We start from the raw sequence: 21,668 nt of genomic DNA on the forward strand, positions 1-21,668 counted from the left end.
CCCTCTCCCAGATGGCCGCTACGCAGTGTGTCGTATCACGATGCGACCGGTCTAGGCCTGCTGTGGGTGATGCAGGCCCAGGTTCTCGTAGATTTCAAGCGTCGCGGTGGAGTTGTTCAGCGTAATGAAATGCAGTCCGGGGACTCCCTCGGCCAGCAGCCCCGCGCAGAACTCCGTGGCGAACTCGATGCCAATGGAGCGTACAGCCGCCGGATCGTCTTTGGCTGTGAGGATCCGCTCTTTCAGGGCGTCCGGGAACGAGGCGTTGCTGAGTTGTGGCAATCGCTCCAGCATCTTCACACTGGTCACCGGCATGACCTCGGGGATGACCGGCGTCTCGCAGCCCGCCGCGTCGACCCGGTCACGCAGTCTCAGGTAGGCGTCCGGGCGGAAGAACATCTGCGTGATCGCGTAGTCGGCGCCGGCCCGGCACTTGTCGACGAAGTTCGCCACGTCCGTGTCCCAGTCCGCGGACCTCGGATGCATCTCCGGGAAGGCCGCGACACCCACGCAGAAATCACCGGACTCCTTGATGAGCTGGACCAGTTCGGCCGCGTAGGTGAGGCCGTGGGGGTGCGCCACCCAGTCGGCCATGGGGTCGCCGGGCGGGTCGCCGCGCACGGCGAGCATGTTCCGGATCCCGGCGTCCGCGTACTGGCCGATGATGTTGCGCAGTTCCGCGATGGAGTGGTCGACCGCGGTGAGGTGGGCGACCGGGGTGAGCGTCGTGTCGGCGACGATCCGCTCGGTCGCCTTGACCGTGCCGGCGCGGGTGGTGCCGCCGGCGCCGTAGGTCACCGAGACGAAGCTGGGGGCGACCGCCTCGACCCTGCGCAGCGCGTTCCACAGGTTCCGCTCGCCTTTTTCGGTCTTCGGCGCCCAGAACTCGAACGAGAAGGTCGTCTTGCCGGTCGCGAGCATGTCGCGCACGGTGCGTGCGCGGTCAGTCCTGGTGGAAGCAGATCCGAGGGCCATACCCGCAGGTTAGCCAGGGGGAGTCCGTCCCCCAACCGGATGTGGGGACTTTGTCCGATTTGTCGACTTGTTGTCCACTCCTCGGACAACCGGCGCTCGATCGATCCTGGATCGGCAGGTATCCGTTCTGCTCTGTCCCGCTCTGTGCCGCGCCCGCGGTTCACGCCCCCCGGAGCCGCTTGGCGAACTCCGCCGCCGCCGCGCCCGGGTCGTCTGCCTCGGTGATCGCCCGTACGACGACGACGCGGCGGGCGCCCGCTTCGAGCACCTGGTCGAGGTTGCCGAGGCCGATGCCGCCGATGGCGAACCAGGGGCGGTCCGTGGCGAGCGCGGCCGTGTGCCGGACCAGGTCGAGGCCCGGGGCGTGGCGGCCGGGCTTGGTGGGGGTCGGCCAGCAGGGGCCGGTGCAGAAGTAGTCCACGCCGGCCTGGACGGCGGCGGCCGAGGCCTCCGGTCCCGCGTGCGTGGAGCGGCCTATCAGGACCTCGTCGCCGAGGATCGCCCGGGCCGCGGGGACGGGGAGGTCTCCCTGGCCGAGGTGCAGGACGTCGGCTCCGACGGCGTGGGCCACGTCGGCCCGGTCGTTCACCGCGAGGAGCTTGCCGTGCCGGCGGCAGGCGTCCGCGAACACCGCGAGGTGCTCCAGTTCCTCGGCCGCCTCCATGCCCTTGTCCCGCAACTGCACGATGTCCACGCCGCCCGCGAGGGCCGCGTCCAGGAAGGCGGCGAGGTCGCCCTGGCGCCTGCGGGCGTCCGTGCAGAGGTAGACCCGGGCGTCGGCGAGCTGTGCGCGTGCGGTGGATTCGGGCATGCGTGGGTCCCCCGTGTGGTGTCGGTGGCGTACGGGCCGCGGGGCCGCGGGCCCGGTCCTGTCTCCACAGCTCGCGGCCCACAGCTCGCGGCCCGTGGCCCGTACGCCGTACGGCGTTGCGGTTGTGCGGCGTGCTCGGGTCAGACGGCGAGCGCCTGGGCGCGGCGCTTCACCTCCGTGCCGCGATTCTCACTCAGAGCCTGCGCGGGGGTGCCGGGCAGGCTCTCGTCGGGGGTGAAGAGCCACTCCAGCATCTCTTCGTCGTTGTAGCCGTCGTCCCGCAGGAGCGTCAGGGTGCCTACGAGGCCCTTGACGACCTTCTGTTCGTCCACGTCGATGAAAGCGGCGGGGACGTGCAGCGCGCGGTTCTCACCTCGGCGTACGGCGATCAGCTGGCCTTCCCTGACCAGCTGCCGGACGCGCGTCACCTCGACGCCGAACTTTTCGGCGATGTCGGGGAGGGTGAGCCAGGCAGGGACGAGAGCATCGATCTTTGCGTCAATCTCGGTCACGAGGACAAGCCTGCCATCTCCCACTGACAGCCGGTACCCGGGCGCCTCGCTCCGCCCGGGGTCGGACTCGCTGGAGAACGTACGACGGGGCGCCCTGTCAGGGGCGCGGGGAACCGCGCGACCGGCCCCACCGGGCCCACAAGCAGCCGACCGCCTCCCCGCGGACGCGCGACGCGCTAGACCGCGGCTCCCTTCAAGGGGCGGGACGGGTCCGTCAGGAGGGCTGGGTCCATTCGGGTGCCCGACTCGATCAGCCGGCGGCCCTGCGCCAGGTCCCGGGGCCGCCCCACCGCCAGCACCGCGACCAGGCGGCCCTCCCGGAGCCAGCACACCGACCAGGAGGGCCCCGCCGGATCCCCCCGCCGGAGCAGGGTGTCGGCGGCCCCGTGGTGCCCGGCGTACTGGACGAAGCGGCCGAACTGCTCCGACCAGAAGTACGGCACCGGGTCGTACGGCGCGGGCGTCTCCCCCACGATGTTCGCCGCGACCGTGCGCGGCCCCTGGAGGGCGTTGTCCCAATGGTGGACCAGCAGGCGTTCCCCGTAGCGGCCCGACGGGAACGAGGCGCAGTCGCCGACCGCGTACACGTCCGGAAGGGAGGTGCGGAGATGGTCGTCCGCGACGACCTCCCGGTGGGCGCCCAGTTCGATCCCCGAACCGGCCAGCCAGGACGTGGCCGGCCGCGCCCCGATACCGACCACCACGGCCCCGGCGGGCAGCCGTGAGCCGTCGTCCAGCACCACCGCGCCGGGCTCCACGCGCTCCACGCGCGCGTGGGTGCGCAGCGACGCCCCGCTGTCCGCGTACCAGGCGGCCATGGGCGCGGCCACCTCGGCCGGCAGCACGCCCACCAGCGGCCGGTCGGCGGCCTCGACGACGGTCACCGAGCACCCCGCCTCACGCGCCGCCGTGGCGAACTCCGCGCCGATCCACCCCGCGCCCACCACCACGATGTCGTGCTGCCGGGCGAGGACGGGGCGCAGCCGCTCGGCGTCGTCGAGGGTGCGCAGCAGATGGACACCGGGTACGCCCTCGGCGCCCGGCAGCCGGACGGGTTCCGCTCCCGTGGCGACGACCAGGACGTCGTACGGGACGCGTCCCCCGGCCGTGTCGAGTTCGCGGGTGGCCGGGCGGACGCCGGTGACCTCCAGGCCCAGCCGCAGTTCCACGTCGAGGGTCTCGAAGTCGACGTCGAAGGCGGATCCCTCGGCCTTGCCGAGCAGTACGGCCTTGGACAGCGGCGGGCGGTCGTACGGCTGGTGGGGTTCCGCGCCGATCAGGGTCACGCTGCCGGGGAAGCCCTGTTCCCGCAGGGCGACGGCGGTCTGCACGCCTGCCATGCCCGCACCGACGATCACGACGCGTACGCGCGCCGCCGGGCCCGTTTCCTGTGTCAGCTCGCTCACCCGGTCACCATAGACAGTCGGTGAAATCGTCGGTCAGGGGCACGGTCGGTGAGCTGTTGCACAACCTCCGGGCACGGCGTCAGCTCCGGGTGACCTCTTCGACCACACTCGTCCCGCCGCCCTCCTGGGACTCCCACTCCCAGGTCTCCGCCAGCCGCACCCGGCCGTCGGGGGTCTCGGCGACCTGGGACACACAGTGCCCCGACGAGGTGGTTCCGTCCGTCTTCAGCTGGACGTAGCGAAAGTCGAGCCGGTCGCCCTCGCGGGTCCCCACGAGGTGGCCGCGTACGACGTCGCCGCCCGCGTACCCGGCCCAGATCTCACCGTCCTTCTCGTGGTACGAGAACCGGGTGCGCGTCCCCACCTGACCCGGTGCCTGGTCGGCCACGGGGGCGAGGACGAGTCCGTCGAGCGAGCGGGCCATGCCGTGAGGCTCCCTTACTGCGGTGCGGGGCGAAGAGCTAGGGTGGCCAACGTAAAGCACTCGCGGGAGCCCGGGCGTACCGGGCTGAGAGGGAGGCTGGGACGGCCTCCGACCGTACGAACCTGATCCGGGTCATGCCGGCGAAGGGAGGGGCTGGACGCCCATGTCGCGTACACCGCAAGCACCCCTGAGCATCCCGACCACCGATGTCCTGGTCGTCGGGGGCGGGATCATCGGGCTGGTCACCGCCTGGCGGGCCGCGCAGCGCGGGCTGACGACCGCGCTGGTGGATCCCGAACCCGGCGGCGGCGCCGCGCAGGTCGCGGCCGGGATGCTGGCCGCCGTCACCGAGCTGCACTACGGCGAGGAGACCCTCCTCGGCCTGAACCTGGCCTCGGCGCGGCGCTATCCGGACTTCGTCGCGGAGCTGACCGGGGCGACCGGCCAGGACCTCGGCTACCGCAGGTGCGGCACGCTGAGCGTCGCGCTCGACGCCGACGACCGCGCCCATCTGCGGGAACTGCACGCCCTGCAGCGCCGGTCGGGCCTGGAGTCGGAGTGGCTGAGCGGCCGCGAGTGCCGCCGCCTGGAGCCGATGCTCGCGCCCGGGGTGCGCGGCGGACTACGGGTGGACGGCGACCACCAGATCGACCCGCGGCGACTCACCGCGGCTCTGGTCACGGCCTGCGAGCGGACCGGGGTGGTCTTCCACCGGACGTGGGCCGAGCGCCTGACCGTCGTACGGGACCGGGCCACCGGAGTCGTCACGGCGGACGGCACCGAACTGTCCGCGGGGCAGGTGGTCCTCGCCGCGGGCAGCCTCAGCGGACGTCTCGCGGGTGTGCCCAAGGACGTGCTGCCGCCGGTGCGTCCCGTGAAGGGGCAGGTGCTGCGGCTGGCCATGCCGGAGCGGACCCCGGCCCTCCGGAGCCCGAACGCGCCCCTGAACGCGCCCTTCCTGAGCCGGACCGTGCGTGCCGTGGTCCGCGGCAGCCACGTCTACCTGGTGCCGCGCGAGAACGGCGAGCTGGTCGTCGGCGCGACCAGCGAGGAGCTGGGCTGGGACACCACGGTGACCGCGGGCGGTGTGTACGAGCTGCTGCGGGACGCCCACGAACTCGTTCCCGGCATCACCGAACTGCCGCTCACCGAGACGCGCGCCGGACTGCGCCCGGCCTCCCCCGACAACGCGCCCCTGCTCGGCCCGACCGATCTCCCGGGGCTGCTCCTGGCAACCGGCCACCACCGCAACGGCGTGCTGCTCACCCCGGTCACCGGCGACGCCCTGGCGCACGCCCTGACCACGGGGGAACTCACCGAAGAGGCCCGTCCGTTCACCCCCGGGCGGTTCGACGCCGTCGCACTCACGGAGCAGCCCGCATGAGCGTGACCGTCCTCGTCAACGGGGAGCGGCGGGAACTCGCCGCCGACACCGCTCTCGACGCCCTCGTGACGGCTCTCTGCGCGGCTCCCTCCGGTGTCGCCGCCGCGCTCAACGAGACCGTCGTCCCGCGCACGCAGTGGCCGGCGACCTTCCTGCGCGAGGGAGACCGCGTCGAAGTGCTCACCGCCGTCCAAGGAGGCTGACCCATGGCCGACGACCCCTTCGTCCTCGGCGGTACGTCCTACACGTCCCGTCTGATCATGGGCACCGGCGGTGCCCCCAGCCTCGACGTCCTGGAGCGCTCGCTCGTCGCGTCCGGCACGGAGCTGACGACGGTCGCCATGCGGCGCGTGAGTCCCGGGTCCCACGGCTCGGTCCTCTCCGTGCTCGACCGGCTCGGCATCCGCGTACTGCCCAACACCGCGGGCTGTTTCACCGCCGGGGAGGCCGTCCTGACGGCCCGCCTCGCGCGCGAGGCGCTCGGTACGGACGTCGTCAAGCTGGAGGTCATCGCCGACGAGCGCACGCTGCTGCCCGACCCGATCGAGCTGCTCGACGCCGCCGAGACCCTCGTCGACGACGGCTTCACGGTCCTCCCGTACACGAACGACGACCCGGTCCTCGCCCGGAAGCTGGAGGACGTGGGCTGCGCCGCGATCATGCCGCTCGGGTCGCCCATCGGGTCGGGGCTCGGGATCCGCAACCCGCACAACTTCCAGCTGATCGTGGAGCACGCGCGCGTACCGGTCATTCTGGACGCGGGAGCGGGCACGGCCTCGGACGCGGCGCTCGCCATGGAGCTGGGGTGCGCCGGTGTGATGCTCGCCTCGGCCGTGACCCGGGCGCAGGAGCCGGTCCTCATGGCCGAGGGCATGCGGCACGCGGTCGAGGCCGGGCGCCTCGCGTACCGGGCGGGGCGTATTCCGCGCCGGCACTTCGCGGAGGCCTCGTCCCCGGCGGAGGGAATCGCACGACTCGATCCGGAACGCCCCGCTTTTTGAGCATCGGCCCGGCATTGGCCTGACATCGGCCCGAAAATCCGTCCGCATCAGCGCGCCGCACGGCGGTGGTGCACGGTGCGAGGTGCGTCACAGCTCGGCTTCAGTACCGCCCCGGAATCGCCCGCACGGGCGGCTCCGTCAGTGGTGGCTCGTACACTCACCTGCGTGGATACGACCCTTCAAGACCCCTTGGTCGGGCATGTGCTCGACGGTCGGTATCGCGTCGACGCCCGCATCGCGGTCGGCGGGATGGCCACGGTCTACCGGGCCGTGGACACCCGCCTCGACCGGGTGCTCGCGCTCAAGGTGATGCATCCGACCCTGGCGGCCGACGCCTCCTTCGTCGACCGCTTCATCCGCGAGGCCAAGTCGGTGGCCAGGCTCGCCCATCCGAACGTGGTGCAGGTCTTCGACCAGGGCACCGACGGCCCGTACGTCTATCTGGCGATGGAGTACGTGGCCGGATGCACCCTTCGCGACGTGCTGCGCGAGCGCGGGGCGCTCCAGCCGCGGGCCGCGCTGGACATCCTGGAGCCGGTCCTCGCCGCGCTCGGCGCCGCGCACCGCGCCGGGTTCGTGCACCGCGACATGAAGCCGGAGAACGTCCTGATCGGGGACGACGGCCGGGTGAAGGTGGCGGACTTCGGTCTCGTACGGGCCGTGGACACGGTCACCCACACGACGGGCGCCATCCTGGGCACGGTGTCGTACCTCGCGCCGGAGCAGATAGAACACGGCACGGCCGACCCCCGCGTGGACGTGTACGCGTGCGGCATCCTCCTCTTCGAGATGCTGACCGGCGACCGGCCGCACTCGGGCGACTCACCCGCCGCGGTGCTCTACAAGCACCTCCACGAGGACGTGCCCCCGCCGTCGGCGTTCGTGCCGGGCCTCGCCCACGACCTCGACGAGCTGGTCACCTCGGCGACCGCGCGCAACCCCGGGGTCCGCCCGTACGACGCGGTGGCGCTGCTCGCACAGACTCTGGACGCGCGCAGCGCCCTGAGCGACGACCAGCTGGACGCCGTCCCCCCGGGCGCCGTCGCCACGGACCGCCCCGGCGCCGACAACCGTACGAGCGTGATCCCGCGCTCGCTGTCGGTGCCCCGGCTGCTCCCGGTGAACGAGGACGACGCGGAGCTGCACCGCACGAGCTTCCTGCCCTCCCCGCCGCCCGAGCCGCCGCGGCGCGTCCGCACGGCGGCACCGCGCCGGGGTGTGCTCGCGATCGTCGCCGCGGTGCTGCTGGTCCTCGGCGTCGGCGCGGGGGTCTGGTACATCAACTCCGGCCAGTTCACCGAGGTCCCCGCGGTGCTCGACAAGACGGAGGCGCAGGCCACGAAGAGCATCGAGGGCGCCGGCCTCGGCGTGCGGACCACCAAGGCGTACAGCGACACGGTCAAGCTGGGCAGGGTCGTCAGCACCGACCCGAAGCCCGCCACCCGGATCCGCGACAACGGCTCCGTGACCCTGACGATCTCCAAAGGCCCCCACACCGTGCGGGTCCCGGACCTCAAGGGCTACACGCTCGACAAGGCCAAGGAACGGCTGAAGAAGGAAGGCCTCGCCGCGGGCATGGTCACCAAGTCCTTCAGTGAGGACGTCACCGCGGGCTATGTGGTCGGTACGAAGCCGGGGGCGGGCACCGAGCGCCGCGGCGGTTCGGCGATCGCGCTGGTCGTCAGCAAGGGCAGCCCGGTGGACGTGCCCGACGTGCTCGGCGACGACCTGGACGACGCCAGGCAGGAGCTGGAGGACGCGGGCCTGACGGTCGAGGTCGCCGCCGGACAGATCACCTCCGACCACGAGGCCGGCCAGGTCGCCGCGCAGTCACCCGATGCCGACAAGCAGGTGGCACAGGGCGACACCGTCGAGCTGACAGTGTCCAAGGGCCCGCCGATGGTCGAGGTGCCGGACGTCGTGGGCGACAGCGTCGACGACGCGAAGCAGGAACTGGAAGCGGCCGGTTTCGAGGTCGAGGTGGACCGCGGGCTGCTCGGACTCTTCGGGGACACGGTCGAGAGCCAGTCGACCGAGGGCGGCGAGAAGGCGCCCAAGGGGTCGAAGATCACCATCGAGATCCGCTGAGCAGAGCCTGACAGGCTTGTAAGGACATGGCCGCCGACCCAACGGCCGGGACCGCGTGACACCCTTGGAGGGTGAGCACTCAGCAGTCCCGTAACCCCGTCGGCGGCCATGTCCCCGTCGCCGGAGGCCTTGCCTCCGTAGGCCTCTCGTACGCGCGTGACCTGGCCGCCGAGGCCGTCCAGGTCTTCGTCGCCAACCCGCGCGGCTGGGCGACACCGCCCGGGAACCCGGCCCAGGACGAGCAGTTCCGCGCGGCCTGCGCCGCGGAGTCGCTCCCCGCGTACGTCCACGCGCCCTACCTGATCAACTTCGGTTCGCACACCGAGGCGACCGTGGAGAAGTCGGTGGAGTCGCTGCGGCACTCGCTGCGCCGGGGGCGGGCGATCGGGGCGCTCGGCGTGGTCGTGCACACGGGCTCGGCGACCGGCGGCCGGGAGCGGTCGGTCGCGCTCCGGCAGGTGCGCGAGTACCTGCTGCCGCTGCTCGACGAGCTGACCCACGACGACGACCCGTTCCTGCTGCTGGAGTCGACCGCCGGCCAGGGCGCCTCGCTCTGCTCGCGGACCTGGGACTTCGGGCCGTACTTCGAGGCGCTCGACGCCCATCCCAAGCTGGGTGTCTGCCTGGACACGTGCCACATCTTCGCCGCGGGCCACGACCTCACCGGGCCCGGCGGAATGCACCAGACCCTAGATCTGCTGGTGGACACGGTCGGCGAGGGCCGCCTGAAACTGATCCACGCCAACGACTCCAAGGACGTGGCCGGCGCCCACAAGGACCGCCACGAGAACATCGGCGCCGGCCACATCGGCGAGGACCCGTTCCGCGCCCTGATGACCCACCCCGCCACCGAGGGCGTACCGCTGATCATCGAGACGCCCGGCGGCAAGGAGGGGCACGCGGCGGACGTGGAGCGCCTGAAGAAGCTCAGGGACGGCTGACCGAACACCCCCGGCAACGGCGGATTGGCGTCCGGCCGGGCGCGATGGACGGTCAGAGCTCGGGGCCGTCCCCGGGCTCCTCCTGGTAGGAGTAGCGCTGCTCGCGCCAGGGGTCGCCGATGTTGTGATAGCCGCGCTCCTCCCAGAAGCCGCGGCGGTCGGCGGTCATGTACTCCACGCCGCGGACCCACTTGGGGCCCTTCCACGCGTACAGCTGCGGCACGACGAGACGCAGCGGGAAGCCGTGCTCCGCGGTGAGCAGTTCACCGTCCTTGTGGGTGGCGAAGATCGAGCGCTCGGACGCGAAGTCGTCGAGGCGCAGATTCGAACTGAAGCCGTACTCCGCCCAGACCATGACATGGGTGACGGAGGGCGCCGGCGGGGCGATCTCCAGGATCGTCCGGGTCGGCACACCGCCCCACTCCGCGCCGGTCATGCTGAACTTCGTGACGCAGTGCAGATCGGCCACGACCGTCGCGTACGGCAGTGCGGTGAACTCGTCGTGGGTCCAGCAGTACTTCTCGCTGTCGGCGGTGGCGCCGAAGATCCTGAACTCCCACCGCTCGGGACGGAACTTGGGTACGGGCCCGTAGTGCGTGACCGGCCAGCCCCGCTGCAGTCGCTGCCCCGGCGGAAGCTCCGACTGCGCTGCTTCTCCAGATTCACGACCCACCGGCTGACCCATGACTCCATCCTGACAGACCCGGGAAGGTGGACATGACCAGGTCCGTACCCACTCGGTCAATCGCGACAACTCGGACTAAGCCTGTACTTACTTACTAAGCATGCACTTACTGGACGATCTTCAACGCCGGTGCAATCATGCGGCGCAACCCACCAGTTCACCCGCCCGAAAGGAGCCTTCGCGATGCAGGGCGACCCCGAGGTTCTTGAATTCCTCAACGAGCAGCTGACCGCCGAGCTCACCGCGATCAACCAGTACTTCCTGCACGCGAAGATGCAGGAGAACTTCGGCTGGACGAAGCTGGCGAAGTACACGCGGCACGAGTCCTTCGACGAGATGAAGCACGCGGAGCTGCTGACCGACCGCATCCTCTTCCTGGACGGCCTGCCGAACTACCAGCGGCTCTTCCACGTCCGGGTCGGGCAGACGGTCACCGAGATGTTCCAGGCGGACCGCCAGGTCGAGGTCGAGGCGATCGACCGGCTCAGGCGCGGTATCGACGTGATGCGGGCCAAGGGCGACGTCACGTCCGCGAACATCTTCGAGTCGATCCTCGCGGACGAGGAGCACCACATCGACTATCTGGACACCCAGCTGGAGCTGGTGGAAAAGCTGGGCGAGGCGCTCTACATCGCGCAGCTCATCGAGCAGCCGGAGAGCTAGAACCGGTGAGCCGGGGCCGGCGCCCCAGGGCCGGAGAAAGAGGTCCGGGCCGCGGAAGTCGGAACGGGAGAAGTCCTGGCCGGACGGGCCGGGGCTCAGGCCGCCTCGTCCAGCCGCTCTTCTCGGCGCCCCGCTTCCACGAGCGCCGGTATGTCCTGCTTGGCCGAATCCCGGCCGGGGAGGGCGCCCCGGCCCAGCAGCGCCTGGATGCGCCGGACGCAGGATCCGCAGTCGGTCCCCGCCTTGCAGGCGGACGCTATCTGCCGGGGGGTGCAGGCACCGTCCGCCGCGTGCTTCTTCACCTGTGCCTCGGTCACTCCGAAGCAGTTGCAGACGAACACGCGGTTCCACCTCCCGACGGGATTCGATAGGTCGTGCCGTCCCGAAGATCGGTGAGGCTAACCTAACCTTACCCGGCGAGTCCGGGCCGCAAAAGTGCGACGGGGCGCGGATCGTATGTGATCCGCGCCCCAATATGCGTGCCTGTAACAGCCGGAACGGCTGCTGATCTGCTACTGGTCCCGGTACATCTCCGCGACCAGGAATGCCAGGTCAAGCGACTGGCTGCGGTTCAGCCGGGGGTCGCAGGCCGTCTCGTAACGTTGGTGCAGGTCGTCGACGAAGATCTCGTCGCCGCCGCCCACGCACTCGGTGACGTCGTCACCGGTGAGCTCGACGTGGATACCGCCCGGGTGCGTGCCGAGCCCCTTGTGGACCTCGAAGAAGCCCTTGACCTCGTCGAGCACGTCGTCGAAGCGGCGGGTCTTGTGACCGGAGGCCGCCTCGTAGGTGTTGCCGTGCATCGGGTCGGTGATCCAGGCGACGGTCGCGCCCGAGGCGGTGACCTTCTCGACCAGCTCGGGCAGCTTGTCGCGGACCTTGTCGGCGCCCATCCGGACGATGAAGGTCAGCCGGCCCGGCTCGCGGTCCGGGTCGAGCCGCTCGATGTACTGCAGCGCGTCCTCGGCCGTGGTCGTCGGACCCAGCTTGACCCCGATCGGGTTGCGGATCTTCGAGGCGAACTCGATGTGCGCGCCGTCCAGCTGCCGGGTGCGCTCACCGACCCACACCATGTGCCCGGAGACGTCGTACAGGTGCCCGGTGCGGGAGTCGACCCTGGTCAGCGCGGACTCGTAGTCGAGCAGCAGCGCCTCGTGGGAGGCGTAGAACTCGACGGTCTTGAACTCCTCCGGGTCGGCCCCGCAGGCGTTCATGAAGTGCAGCGCCTGGTCGATCTCGCGCGCCAGCTGCTCGTAGCGCTGGCCGGACGGCGAGGTCCGTACGAAGTCCTGGTTCCAGGCGTGCACCTGGCGCAGGTCCGCGTAGCCGCCGGTGGTGAAGGCGCGGACCAGGTTGAGCGTGGAGGCGGAGGCGTTGTACATCCGCTTCAGCCGCTCGGGGTCCGGGATCCGGGCCTTCTCGTTGAAGTCGAAGCCGTTGACCGAGTCGCCGCGGTACGTCGGCAGGGTCACGCCGTCACGGGTCTCGGTGTTCTTGGAGCGCGGCTTGGAGTACTGGCCGGCGATCCGGCCGACCTTCACGACCGGCACGGACGCCGCGTACGTGAGGACGGCACCCATCTGGAGCAGGGTCTTGAGCTTGTTGCGGATGTGGTCGGCGGACACGGCGTCGAAGGCCTCGGCGCAGTCGCCGCCCTGGAGAAGGAACGCCTCGCCCTTGGCGACTGCCCCCAACCGGGCGCGCAGCTGGTCGCACTCGCCGGCGAAGACGAGCGGCGGATACGACTCAAGGTCCGCGATCACTTCGCGCAGAGCCTCGGCATCGGGGTACTCGGGCTGCTGCGCCGCGGGCAGGTCTCGCCAGGTGTTGCCAGCGCTCGCGCTGGACTTAGCGTTCACGGTCACGGCGTCAACATTACGGGGTCGTGTCGGGCATCCCTCCCCATGCTCATCAATTGAGACGGATCGCGCTCGATCGACGTGGCGGGAACAGGCCACCGTCCGGCGGACCGCGCGGCGGACCCGGCGTGGGGTAGGGTGCGGCGCATGTTCGCGCACCCGACCCAGCACCAGAACTGGTGGTGGACCGCTCACCCGGCGGCCCACTGACTGCGCGTACGCAAGACTTCGCGAAGGCCGCCCGAGGGGCGGCCTTCGGTGTTTTCGCGACCGGGACCGTTCCTCACGACCTCTCGCCCACCTCATCCACCGAGACGCCGAGACGCCGAGAAGGAACAGGGACCCATGAACCTGCTCGATCTGCTGGACGATCCCCGACCGTTCGCCCTGCTGCGCCGCCGCACGCCCGGCCGCCCCGCCGAGCCGGGCGACACCGTCGAACTGCTGCTCGGCCCCGTCACCGAGCACGAACGGCTGGCCGACCTCCCCGAGGGCCTCGCCCTCGTCCCGTACCGCCAGATCCGCGAGCGCGGCTTCGACGTCCACGACGACGGCACCCCCCTGTCGGTGCTCGTCCCCGAGGAGTCGTACGAGTTCTCCCTGGAGCAGGTCCTGGCGGAGCTGCCCGCGCACGACGTGCGGGTCGAGGGCGGTGGCTTCGACGTCGCTGACGAGGAGTACGCGGAGATCGTCGGGCGGGTGCTGCGCGAGGAGATCGGGCGGGGCGAGGGCGCGAACTTCGTCATCCGGCGGACGTACGAGGGGGAGATCCCGGGGTTCGGACGGGCCGAAGCGCTGGCGCTCTTCCGGCGGCTGCTGGTGGGTGAGCGGGGGGCTTACTGGACGTTCGTGGTGCACACCGGGGAGCGGACGCTCGTCGGGGCGAGTCCCGAGGTGCATGTGCGGATGTCCGGCGGGACCGTCGTGATGAACCCGATCAGCGGGACGTACCGCTATCCCGCCGCGGGGCCGACGCCCGAGGACCTGCTGGAGTTCCTGGCCGACGGCAAGGAGATCGAGGAGCTCTCGATGGTCGTCGACGAGGAGCTCAAGATGATGTGCACGGTCGGCGACATGGGCGGGGTCGTGATCGGGCCGCGCCTGAAGGAGATGGCCCACCTCGCGCACACCGAGTACGAGTTGCGGGGCAGGTCGTCGCTGGACGTGCGCGAGGTGTTGAAGGAGACCATGTTCGCCGCGACCGTCACCGGCTCGCCCGTGCAGAACGCGTGCCGGGTGATCGAGCGGTACGAGGTCGGCGGACGCGGCTACTACGCGGGGGCCCTCGCCCTCATCGGGCGTGACGCGGGCGGCGCCCAGACCCTCGACTCCCCCATCCTCATCCGGACCGCCGACATCGACGGTGCCGGCCGGCTGCGCGTACCGGTGGGCGCGACGCTCGTCCGCGGGTCGGATCCGGCGGGCGAGGTCGCGGAGACGCACGCGAAGGCGGCGGGCGTACTGGCCGCTCTCGGGGTACGCCCCGGGCGGCCGGGCGGGGACGAGGCGCGGGCGAACCTCGCGGACGATCCGCGGGTGCGGGCCGCGCTCGACGGGCGGCGGGCCTCGCTGGCACCGTTCTGGCTGCGGATGCAGGAGCCGTCCGCCGAACTGTCGGGCGATGCGCTCGTCGTGGACGGGGAGGACACCTTCACGGCGATGCTCGCGCATCTGCTGCGTTCGTCCGGGCTGGCGGTGACCGTGCGGCGGTACGACGAGGCAGGGCTGCGGGAGGCCGTCCTGGCGCACGAGGGACCGCTGGTGCTGGGCCCCGGCCCGGGCGACCCGTCCGACCTGACGGACCCGAGGATGGCCTTCCTGCGCGGCCTCACCGCGGAGGTGCTGCGCGGGCACCGGTACGGCGTCCTGGGGGTGTGCCTGGGCAACGAGCTGATCGCGGCGGAACTGGGCCTGGAGATCGTGCGCAAGGAGATCCCGTACCAGGGGGCCCAGACGGACATCGACCTGTTCGGGCGGACCGAGACCGTCGGTTTCTACAACAGCTTCGCGGCGCGCTGCGACGACGAGGCCGCGCTGGAGCTGGCGGCCCATGGTGTCGAGGTCGCCCGTACCCGCGCGGGCGAGGTGCACGCGCTGCGCGGGCCCGGGTTCGCCGGGGTGCAGTTCCATCCCGAGTCGGTACTGACCCTGCGCGGCACGGACGTCGTGCGGGAACTGCTGGTTCAGGTGCGCGCGGGGGCGGGCACCGGCACGTTCCAGTAATCGGGCGTTTTTCGCCCCCGCCGCCCCTACCCGTCCCGTCACTGCCTCGGGGGCTGCGCCCCCAGACCCCGCTAAAAGATTGCGCAGTTCCCCGCGCCCCTGGGGAGGCACCTCTAGGGGCGCGGGGAACTGCGCAACGGGGGTTCGGGGGCGGAGCCCCCGAGGCAGTGACGGGAATGGGTAGGGGCGGCGGGGGCGTGCAACCCGGTCGGGGGTCAGCCGAAGAAGACTCCGACCTCCGCGTACAGCCGGGGATCCACCGTCTTCAGGCGGGCCGTGGCCTCGGCGATGGGGACCCGGACGATGTCGGTGCCCTGGAGCGCGACCATCTTGCCGAAGTCCCCGTCCCGGACGGCCTCGATGGCGTGGAGACCGAAGCGGGTGGCGAGCCAGCGGTCGAACGCACTCGGAGTACCACCCCGCTGCACATGCCCGAGCACAGTCGTCCGCGCCTCCTTCCCCGTGCGCCGCTCGATCTCCTTGGACAGCCACTCCCCCACCCCGGACAGCCGCACATGCCCGAAGGAGTCCAGCGTGCCGTCCTTGAGGACCATGTCGCCGTCCTTGGGCATCGCCCCCTCGGCGACGACCACGATCGGCGCGTACGAGGCCTTGAAGCGCGAGGTCACCCAGGCGCAGACCTGGTCGACGTCGAAGCGCTGCTCCGGGATGAGGATGACGTTCGCGCCGCCCGCGAGGCCCGAGTGGAGGGCGATCCAGCCCGCGTGCCGGCCCATCACCTCGCACACCAGCACGCGCATGTGCGACTCGGCGGTGGTGTGCAGCCGGTCGATCGCCTCGGTCGCGATACCGACGGCGGTGTCGAAACCGAAGGTGTAGTCGGTGGCGGACAGGTCGTTGTCGATGGTCTTCGGTACGCCGACGACGGGCACCCCGTACTCGTCGGTGAGGCGCGCGGCGACCCCGAGGGTGTCCTCTCCGCCGATCGCGATCAGCGCGTCCACCTCGCACTTGGCGAGGTTCTCCTTGATCCGGCGGATGCCGTTCTCGGCCTTGAGGGGGTTGGTGCGCGAGGAGCCGAGGATGGTGCCGCCGCGCGGCAGGATGCCCCGCACGGCGGGAATGTCGAGCCGGACGAAGTCGCCTTCCAGCGGACCCCTCCAGCCGTCCCGGAAGCCGGTGAAGTCATAGCCGTACTCCTGCACGCCCTTGCGGACGATGCCCCGGATGACGGCGTTGAGCCCGGGGCAGTCGCCGCCTCCGGTCAGTACTCCGACCCGCATGGAAAGTCCCTTCGCCATGGTTGGCTGACAGGACTCACGCTAATAGTGATCCAGGTCACTCCAGCAGGGGGCGGAAGGTCAATTCCGTTGCAATGTGCGGGAGTTGATCACCTGCCGTCACTCGTTGGTGTGTATCGGTGGGTTTACGCGTCGTCGAGGCCCCGCTCTATGGCATAGCGCACCAACTCCACGCGGTTGTGCAACTGGAGCTTGCCCAGGGTGTTCTGGACGTGGTTCTGCACGGTGCGGTGGGAGATCACGAGGCGCTCGGCGATCTGCTTGTAGCTCAGGCCCTTGGCCACCAGGCGCAGTACCTCGGTCTCCCGGTCGGTGAGCTGCGGGGCCCTCGGCTCGTCGCCGCCCGTGGCGGGGCCCGGATCGGAGGCGAGTCTGCGGTACTCACCGAGGACCAGGCCCGCGAGGCCCGGGGTGAAGACGGGGTCGCCGACGGCCGTGCGGCGCACCGCGTCGATCAGTTCCTGCGTGGAGGCCGACTTGATCAGATAGCCGGTGGCGCCCGACTTGACCGCCTCCAGGACGTCGGCGTGCTCGCCGCTCGCCGAGAGGACCAGGACGCGCAGGGCGGGATTGAAACCGACGAGTTCCTTGCAGACCTGCACACCGGGCTTGGCGGGCAGGTTCAGGTCCAGCACGAGGACGTCGGGACCGGCCGCCCGGGCCCGGCGCACCGCCTGCTCGCCGTCGGCCGCGGTCGCGACCACGTCGAACCCGGACTCGGCGAGGTCGCGGGCGACCGCGTCGCGCCACATGGGGTGGTCGTCGACCACCATGACCCTGATCGGGACCTGCCCCTGTCCCGTTCCCGACCCCGGCCCCTGTCCTTGCCCCTCGGTCATGCCTTCTCCGCCTTCCCCCGTGTGCCCGTGGGCCCCTTCGAGGCCTTCGGTGCCTGCTTCGGTACCTTCAGTTCCACTTCCGTGCCCTGGCCCGGCACCGAGATCAGCTCGGCGGTGCCCCCGATCTCGCGCAGCCGTCCGCGGATCGACAGGGCCACCCCGAGGCGCCCCTCCCCCTCGGCCTGGGCGAGCCGTCCCTCGGGGATGCCGGGGCCGTCGTCCCGTACGGTCACGATCACCTCGTCCGGCTCGTCCTCGACCAGGATCCAGGTCCGGGCGTCCTCGCCCGCGTGACGGTGGACGTTGTCCAGGGCGGCACCGACCGCCGCGGCCAGTTCCCTCGCGGCCCCGGCCGGCAGCGGCACCGGGGTGCCCGGCTCGGAGAACGTCACCTTCGCGGTGGCGTACGGGGCGAGCAGCGGGCGCAGATCGCGGGGGACGGAGTCGTCCCCCGGGTCCGGCTCGTCCACCGTGCGCACCACCGCGCCCTCGGTCTCGTCCTCCGACACCCGTGAGACGGGTACGAGTCCGCCGGAGACCAGGGTGCGCAGCGCCACCTCCTGCTCGCCGGCGAGGCGGCCCAGGTCCGCGGCCTCCCCGCCGAGCGCCGAGCCGCGCCGCTGCACCATGGCGAGCACCTGGAGGACGCCGTCGTGGATGTCACGGGCGAGCCGCTCACGTTCGCGTGTCGCCGCCTCGATCTCCAGGGCGCGGGCCAGGGTGCGCTCGGAGGCGCGGGCGACCTCGACGACGTATCCGATGGCGATCGAGGCGACCCAGACCAGCAGCACGTTGTGGAGGGTGTCCTCGCTGAGTGCGCCGCGCTGGACGACGTTGGCGACGCCGACGAGCGCCGAGGCGAAGGCCGCCCAGCGCCAGCCGCCCTTGATCGCGAACGCCAGTACCGCGCCCGCGGTCCATATCGAGGGGAGGGTCGGGCCGCCCGCCACGATCCGCTCGTGGGCGTCCGCGACCGGGGTGAGCAGGATGCCGATGAGGGCGACGGTCAGATCGGCCGCGAGGAAGGGCTTGGTGCAGCTCTGCGCGTTCGCCACCTTGGGCAGGGTGGCGAAGGTCCAGGCGAAGAGCAGTACGTAGTAGCCGATGGCCACTTCGGGGCGGATGAACTCGTCGTTCTTCGCGACGAAGAGACCGATCGCGTAGAACAGCGTCAGGACGCGGTACCCCGTGAGCGCGCGCCACAGCGGCTGCTCGACCGACATTCTCATGACTCTCTCGCGCTTGGCCATGTCCCCCAGTACCCCATCCCCCGCGGCCGCGTCCAGGTCTACGAGCCGGTCTGCTCCTTGTCGGCCTGCTCCTGGCCGGCCTGCTCCTGGTCCGCCGCCTGGCGCGCCCGGTCGGCTTCCTTCTGCGCTTCCTTCTGTGCCTGCTTCTGTGCCTTCGCCGCCTCCGCGATCCGCCGCTTGGCGGCCGTCGCGTAGATGTCGACGTACTCCTGTCCGGAGAGCTTCATGATTTCGTACATGACCTCGTCGGTCACCGCGCGCAGAACGAAACGGTCGTGCTCCATGCCGCCGTAGCGGCTGAAGTCCAGCGGTTCGCCGATGCGGATGCCCGGGCGCATCAGCTTGGGCATCACCTTGCCGGGCGGCTGGATCTTCTCGGTGTCGATCATGGCGACCGGGATGACCGGCACCCCGGTGGCGAGCGCCACGCGCGCGAGTCCGCCGGGCTTGCCCCGGTAGAGCCGGCCGTCGGGCGACCGGGTGCCCTCCGGGTAGATACCGAAGAGCTCGCCGCGCTCCACGACGTCGATACCGCTCCTGACCGCCGCCTCGCCCGCGCCGCGTCCGCCGGAACGGTCCACCGGCAGCTGGCCGACGCCCTTGAAGAAGGCCGCGGTCATCCTGCCCTTGACGCCGGGCGTGGTGAAGTACTCCGCCTTGGCGATGAAGGTGACCTTGCGGTCGAGGACCGCGGGGAGGAAGAACGAGTCCGAGAACGACAGGTGGTTGCTCGCCAGGATGGCCGGGCCCTCGGCGGGGATGTTCCCGAGGCCTTCCACCCAGGGCCTGAAGGCGAGCTTCAGGGGCCCTCCGATGGAAAACTTCATTGCGCCGTAGATCACCCGAGTGCCTCCTGTGTCTGTCGATCAGACCCTAACTCGGAGCACCGTCAATGGGCCCGACGGCCCTGGTCGGTGTCAGTGCCGTCGCGTACGGTGAAGTACGCCTCGAAGCTTCGGGGTGAGCGTCGCGTCGCCCCTGGACGCGCCCCTGAACGAACAGGAGACCGAAGGTGCCGGTCCTTCCCGGAGCTGAGCCGTTCCACCACGAGGGGGGAGAGGTCGGGGTCCTCCTCTGCCACGGCTTCACCGGTTCCCCGCAGTCGCTGCGCCCCTGGGCGGAGTATCTCGCCGAGCGCGGTCTCACCGTCTCGCTGCCGCTGCTGCCCGGGCACGGCACACGCTGGGAGGACATGCAGCTCACGGGCTGGCAGGACTGGTACGCGGAGGTGGACCGCGAGCTGCGCGCCCTGCGCGAGCGCTGCTCCCACGTCTTCGTCTTCGGCCTCTCCATGGGCGGCGCGCTCACCCTGCGGCTCGCCGCCAGGCACGGTGACGAGGTCAGCGGCATTGTGGTCGTCAACCCGGCGAACAAGGTGCACGGCCTCAAGGCGTACGCGCTGCCGGTGATCCGTCACCTCGTCAGGACGGTGCCCGGCATCACCAGCGACATCGCCAAGGACGACGGCATCGAGATCGGCTACGACCGGGTGCCCCTGCACGCGGCCCACTCGATGCGTAACTTCTACCGGCTGGTCGACGGCGAGCTGCCGCAGGTGACCCAGCCGATGCTGCTCCTGCACAGCCCGCAGGACCATGTCGTGCCGCCCGCCGACTCGGCCCGCATCCTCAGCCGGGTGTCGTCCGTGGATGTCACGGAGATACTTCTGGAACAGAGCTACCACGTCGCGACGTTGGACCACGACGCGGACCGGATCTTCGAGGAGAGCTTCGCCTTCGTCTCCCGGCTCGCACCCGGTGCCGGCAAGGAGGCCGGCGCGGGTCAGGCGAGTCAGCAGGAAGGGACGGCCACTGGTGGCTGAGCACGACGCGGACCGCGAGCCCGACGAGAAGGACGCACCGCCCGGCGGGGAACAGGGCCCGTCGTTCGACGAGACGGCGGCGTGGGAGGCGATCGTGGCCGGATACGGCGACGAACCGCCGGACCCGCCCGGCGCCAAGCCCTTCAAGTCCGTGGAGGACCTGGCGCTCCTTGAGCCCGAGACGAACGACGCCGGCGGCGGCGCGGGCGGCTCCGGCGGCAAGAGCTCCGCGACGCCCAAGGGCGCCAAGGGCGAGCAGGGCGGTACGGACGGCACGGATCCGGAGGCCGGCTCGGAGCCGGACGCGAAGGCGGGCTCCGAGGACGGGCCCGGCGCGGGGAAGCCGCTCGGCAGTTCGGTGGCGTTCGCGCCCGGTGTCGCGGGGCCGCGTGACTTCACGGCGCCCGAACCGGCCGAGGAGGACTTCGACGAGGACGACGAGGGCCACTTCGTGCCGCCCGAGCCGCCCCCGCTGCCCGCCGCGGACGCCACGGCCAAGTTCGCCTGGCTGGGCGTGCTCGGCGGCCCGGTGCTGCTGCTTCTCGCGGTGCTGCTCGGGTGGGAGATGACGTGGTACCTCGCCACGCTGGGCATCGGCGGCTTCCTCGGCGGGTTCGCCACGCTGGTGGGGCGGATGCGCGGCGACGAGGAGGACGAGGACGACCCGGGGCGCGGCGCGGTGGTCTGAAGCCCGACGCCCGACGCCCGGCGTTATCGGGCGGCCGGGATTCTGAGGGCGGCCAGGACCGGGAGGTGGTCCGTGGCGGCCCTCAGGTCGGCCTCGGTCACTCCGGGCTGGTCCAGGGGTACGCCGCAGCCCAGGATATGCACGCCCGCCGTGGCGAAGAGCGCGTCGATGCGCTGATGGGGGTCGCCGGGCGTGGAGGTGTGCTCCCCGCCCCAGGGGGCCACCGCCCAGCCGTCCTGGAGCGCTGCCGCGAGGCGCTTGAACGTCCGGCCGTTCGGGCGCTCGTTGAGGTCGCCGCCCGCGACGGCGTGCGGGGTGTCCAGGGCGGCGAGGCTGTCCAGGAGCATGGCGCCCTGCTTCTGCCGCTCGTCCTTCTGGAGGGAGAGATGGCAGCTCAGTACGCCGACGCGGGGGCCGTCCGCCCCGCCGAACCGTACGACGGCGGTCGCGAAGCCGCGTCGGTGCAGGCCGGGGGTGAGGGGGAGGAGTACGTCCTCGGTGCGTTCGACCGTGGCGCGCAGGGAGCAGAGGAGGGCGGGGCCGGACGCGGTGGCTCCGCCGGAGAGGACCACCTGGCCCGAGGCCGCTGCCAGGCGGGCCAGCTTCTTGCGCCAGCGGAAGTAGCGGGGGGCTTCCTGGAGGAGGACCAGGTCCGGTTCGCAGGCGGCGATCACTCGGGCGAGTGCGGTGGTGTCGTCCCGCATGGACCGGATGTTGTAGCTGAGGACCCGGATGACGGCCGAACCGTCGGACTCCGTCCGGGAACTGGGCAGCGGAGTGGTTGTCGGGGTGGTCGACATACGGATCAAGATATCGGCTGGAGAGTGCCGCTTTG

The 21,668-nt window shown here is 71.2% G+C and carries 23 protein-coding genes and 1 riboswitch; of the genes, 10 read left to right on the plus strand and 13 right to left on the minus strand.

The window, feature by feature from the left end; all coding sequences use genetic code 11:
* Positions 1 to 51 precede the first annotated feature (51 nt).
* The 5 genes from metF to ACH4DZ_RS17315 form a co-directional block, all read right to left on the minus strand.
* A complete protein-coding gene (metF, locus tag ACH4DZ_RS17295; protein ID WP_398287962.1) occupies positions 52 to 975 on the minus strand; it encodes a methylenetetrahydrofolate reductase [NAD(P)H] in 924 nt (307 codons plus the stop codon).
* Between the two features lie 160 nt (positions 976 to 1,135).
* The gene (thiE, locus tag ACH4DZ_RS17300) at positions 1,136 to 1,786 is read right to left on the minus strand and encodes a thiamine phosphate synthase (protein WP_398287963.1); all 651 of its coding nucleotides are present in this window, start codon (positions 1,784 to 1,786) and stop codon (positions 1,136 to 1,138) included.
* A 140-nt stretch (positions 1,787 to 1,926) separates the two neighbouring features.
* Positions 1,927 to 2,298, minus strand: coding sequence for an Rv2175c family DNA-binding protein (locus ACH4DZ_RS17305; RefSeq protein WP_398287964.1), 372 nt, complete (start codon positions 2,296 to 2,298; stop codon positions 1,927 to 1,929).
* Between the two features lie 176 nt (positions 2,299 to 2,474).
* Positions 2,475 to 3,704: an NAD(P)/FAD-dependent oxidoreductase gene (locus ACH4DZ_RS17310; protein WP_398287965.1), complete on the minus strand. Its 1,230-nt coding sequence runs from the start codon at positions 3,702 to 3,704 to the stop codon at positions 2,475 to 2,477.
* 79 nt (positions 3,705 to 3,783) lie between these two features.
* Positions 3,784 to 4,128 carry a hypothetical protein gene (locus ACH4DZ_RS17315; protein ID WP_398287966.1) on the minus strand — a complete coding sequence of 115 codons (345 nt, stop codon included), beginning with the start codon at positions 4,126 to 4,128 and terminating at the stop codon, positions 3,784 to 3,786.
* A gap of 52 nt (positions 4,129 to 4,180) precedes the next feature.
* Positions 4,181 to 4,294: riboswitch (TPP riboswitch) on the plus strand.
* Between ACH4DZ_RS17315 and thiO the strand changes: the two genes are divergently transcribed.
* The 5 genes from thiO (at position 4,292) to ACH4DZ_RS17340 (ending at position 9,542) form a co-directional block, all read left to right on the plus strand.
* Complete coding sequence (gene thiO, locus ACH4DZ_RS17320) at positions 4,292 to 5,512, plus strand: glycine oxidase ThiO (protein ID WP_398287967.1); 1,221 nt, start codon at positions 4,292 to 4,294, stop codon at positions 5,510 to 5,512. It overlaps the preceding riboswitch by 3 nt.
* On the plus strand, positions 5,509 to 5,715 hold the full coding sequence (gene thiS / locus ACH4DZ_RS17325) for a sulfur carrier protein ThiS (RefSeq protein ID WP_398287968.1): 207 nt from the start codon (positions 5,509 to 5,511) through the stop codon (positions 5,713 to 5,715). The genes thiO and thiS overlap by 4 nt, the downstream gene beginning before the upstream one ends.
* A gap of 3 nt (positions 5,716 to 5,718) precedes the next feature.
* Positions 5,719 to 6,513, plus strand: coding sequence for a thiazole synthase (locus ACH4DZ_RS17330; RefSeq protein WP_398287969.1), 795 nt, complete (start codon positions 5,719 to 5,721; stop codon positions 6,511 to 6,513).
* Positions 6,514 to 6,678: 165 nt separating this feature from the next.
* Positions 6,679 to 8,601 carry a Stk1 family PASTA domain-containing Ser/Thr kinase gene (gene pknB, locus ACH4DZ_RS17335; RefSeq protein WP_398287970.1) on the plus strand — a complete coding sequence of 641 codons (1,923 nt, stop codon included), beginning with the start codon at positions 6,679 to 6,681 and terminating at the stop codon, positions 8,599 to 8,601.
* A gap of 71 nt (positions 8,602 to 8,672) precedes the next feature.
* Positions 8,673 to 9,542, plus strand: coding sequence for a deoxyribonuclease IV (locus ACH4DZ_RS17340; RefSeq protein ID WP_398287971.1), 870 nt, complete (start codon positions 8,673 to 8,675; stop codon positions 9,540 to 9,542).
* A 52-nt stretch (positions 9,543 to 9,594) separates the two neighbouring features.
* On the opposite strand, the gene ACH4DZ_RS17345 is transcribed toward ACH4DZ_RS17340, so the two are convergent.
* Positions 9,595 to 10,227 carry a sulfite oxidase-like oxidoreductase gene (locus ACH4DZ_RS17345; protein ID WP_398287972.1) on the minus strand — a complete coding sequence of 211 codons (633 nt, stop codon included), beginning with the start codon at positions 10,225 to 10,227 and terminating at the stop codon, positions 9,595 to 9,597.
* A gap of 183 nt (positions 10,228 to 10,410) precedes the next feature.
* Between ACH4DZ_RS17345 and bfr the strand changes: the two genes are divergently transcribed.
* The gene (gene bfr, locus ACH4DZ_RS17350; protein WP_384809366.1) at positions 10,411 to 10,890 is read left to right on the plus strand and encodes a bacterioferritin; all 480 of its coding nucleotides are present in this window, start codon (positions 10,411 to 10,413) and stop codon (positions 10,888 to 10,890) included.
* A 95-nt stretch (positions 10,891 to 10,985) separates the two neighbouring features.
* On the opposite strand, the gene ACH4DZ_RS17355 is transcribed toward bfr, so the two are convergent.
* Positions 10,986 to 11,231, minus strand: coding sequence for a bacterioferritin-associated ferredoxin (locus ACH4DZ_RS17355; protein WP_398287973.1), 246 nt, complete (start codon positions 11,229 to 11,231; stop codon positions 10,986 to 10,988).
* A gap of 171 nt (positions 11,232 to 11,402) precedes the next feature.
* Positions 11,403 to 12,755 (minus strand): class II 3-deoxy-7-phosphoheptulonate synthase, encoded by a 1,353-nt coding sequence (locus ACH4DZ_RS17360; protein WP_398287974.1) that lies wholly within the window; start codon positions 12,753 to 12,755, stop codon positions 11,403 to 11,405.
* Between the two features lie 141 nt (positions 12,756 to 12,896).
* On the opposite strand from ACH4DZ_RS17360, the gene ACH4DZ_RS17365 reads away from it, so the two are divergent.
* Positions 12,897 to 12,959 (plus strand): trp operon leader peptide, encoded by a 63-nt coding sequence (locus tag ACH4DZ_RS17365; protein ID WP_149513792.1) that lies wholly within the window; start codon positions 12,897 to 12,899, stop codon positions 12,957 to 12,959.
* A gap of 135 nt (positions 12,960 to 13,094) precedes the next feature.
* The gene (locus ACH4DZ_RS17370; RefSeq protein ID WP_398287975.1) at positions 13,095 to 14,972 is read left to right on the plus strand and encodes an anthranilate synthase family protein; all 1,878 of its coding nucleotides are present in this window, start codon (positions 13,095 to 13,097) and stop codon (positions 14,970 to 14,972) included.
* 215 nt (positions 14,973 to 15,187) lie between these two features.
* Here the strand turns inward: ACH4DZ_RS17370 and ACH4DZ_RS17375 are convergent, their stop codons facing one another.
* The 4 genes from ACH4DZ_RS17375 to ACH4DZ_RS17390 all read right to left on the minus strand — a co-directional run bounded on the left by ACH4DZ_RS17375 (position 15,188) and on the right by ACH4DZ_RS17390 (position 19,150).
* Positions 15,188 to 16,216, minus strand: coding sequence for a 6-phosphofructokinase (locus tag ACH4DZ_RS17375; RefSeq protein ID WP_398287977.1), 1,029 nt, complete (start codon positions 16,214 to 16,216; stop codon positions 15,188 to 15,190).
* Positions 16,217 to 16,359: 143 nt separating this feature from the next.
* A complete protein-coding gene (locus tag ACH4DZ_RS17380; protein WP_398288308.1) occupies positions 16,360 to 17,007 on the minus strand; it encodes a response regulator in 648 nt (215 codons plus the stop codon).
* A gap of 62 nt (positions 17,008 to 17,069) precedes the next feature.
* The gene (macS, locus tag ACH4DZ_RS17385) at positions 17,070 to 18,323 is read right to left on the minus strand and encodes a MacS family sensor histidine kinase (protein WP_398287978.1); all 1,254 of its coding nucleotides are present in this window, start codon (positions 18,321 to 18,323) and stop codon (positions 17,070 to 17,072) included.
* A gap of 38 nt (positions 18,324 to 18,361) precedes the next feature.
* Positions 18,362 to 19,150, minus strand: coding sequence for a lysophospholipid acyltransferase family protein (locus ACH4DZ_RS17390; protein WP_398287979.1), 789 nt, complete (start codon positions 19,148 to 19,150; stop codon positions 18,362 to 18,364).
* A 185-nt stretch (positions 19,151 to 19,335) separates the two neighbouring features.
* On the opposite strand from ACH4DZ_RS17390, the gene ACH4DZ_RS17395 reads away from it, so the two are divergent.
* Entirely contained in the window at positions 19,336 to 20,145 is an 810-nt protein-coding gene (locus ACH4DZ_RS17395) for an alpha/beta hydrolase (RefSeq protein ID WP_398287980.1), read from the plus strand.
* A complete protein-coding gene (locus ACH4DZ_RS17400) occupies positions 20,138 to 20,833 on the plus strand; it encodes a hypothetical protein (RefSeq protein ID WP_398287981.1) in 696 nt (231 codons plus the stop codon). The genes ACH4DZ_RS17395 and ACH4DZ_RS17400 overlap by 8 nt, the downstream gene beginning before the upstream one ends.
* A gap of 23 nt (positions 20,834 to 20,856) precedes the next feature.
* Here the strand turns inward: ACH4DZ_RS17400 and ACH4DZ_RS17405 are convergent, their stop codons facing one another.
* Positions 20,857 to 21,633, minus strand: coding sequence for an endonuclease/exonuclease/phosphatase family protein (locus ACH4DZ_RS17405; RefSeq protein WP_398287982.1), 777 nt, complete (start codon positions 21,631 to 21,633; stop codon positions 20,857 to 20,859).
* Positions 21,634 to 21,668: the final 35 nt, after the last annotated feature.

The sequence above is a fragment of the Streptomyces sp. NPDC017991 genome (assembly GCF_044328075.1).
Taxonomy (GTDB): Bacteria; Actinomycetota; Actinomycetes; order Streptomycetales; family Streptomycetaceae; genus Streptomyces.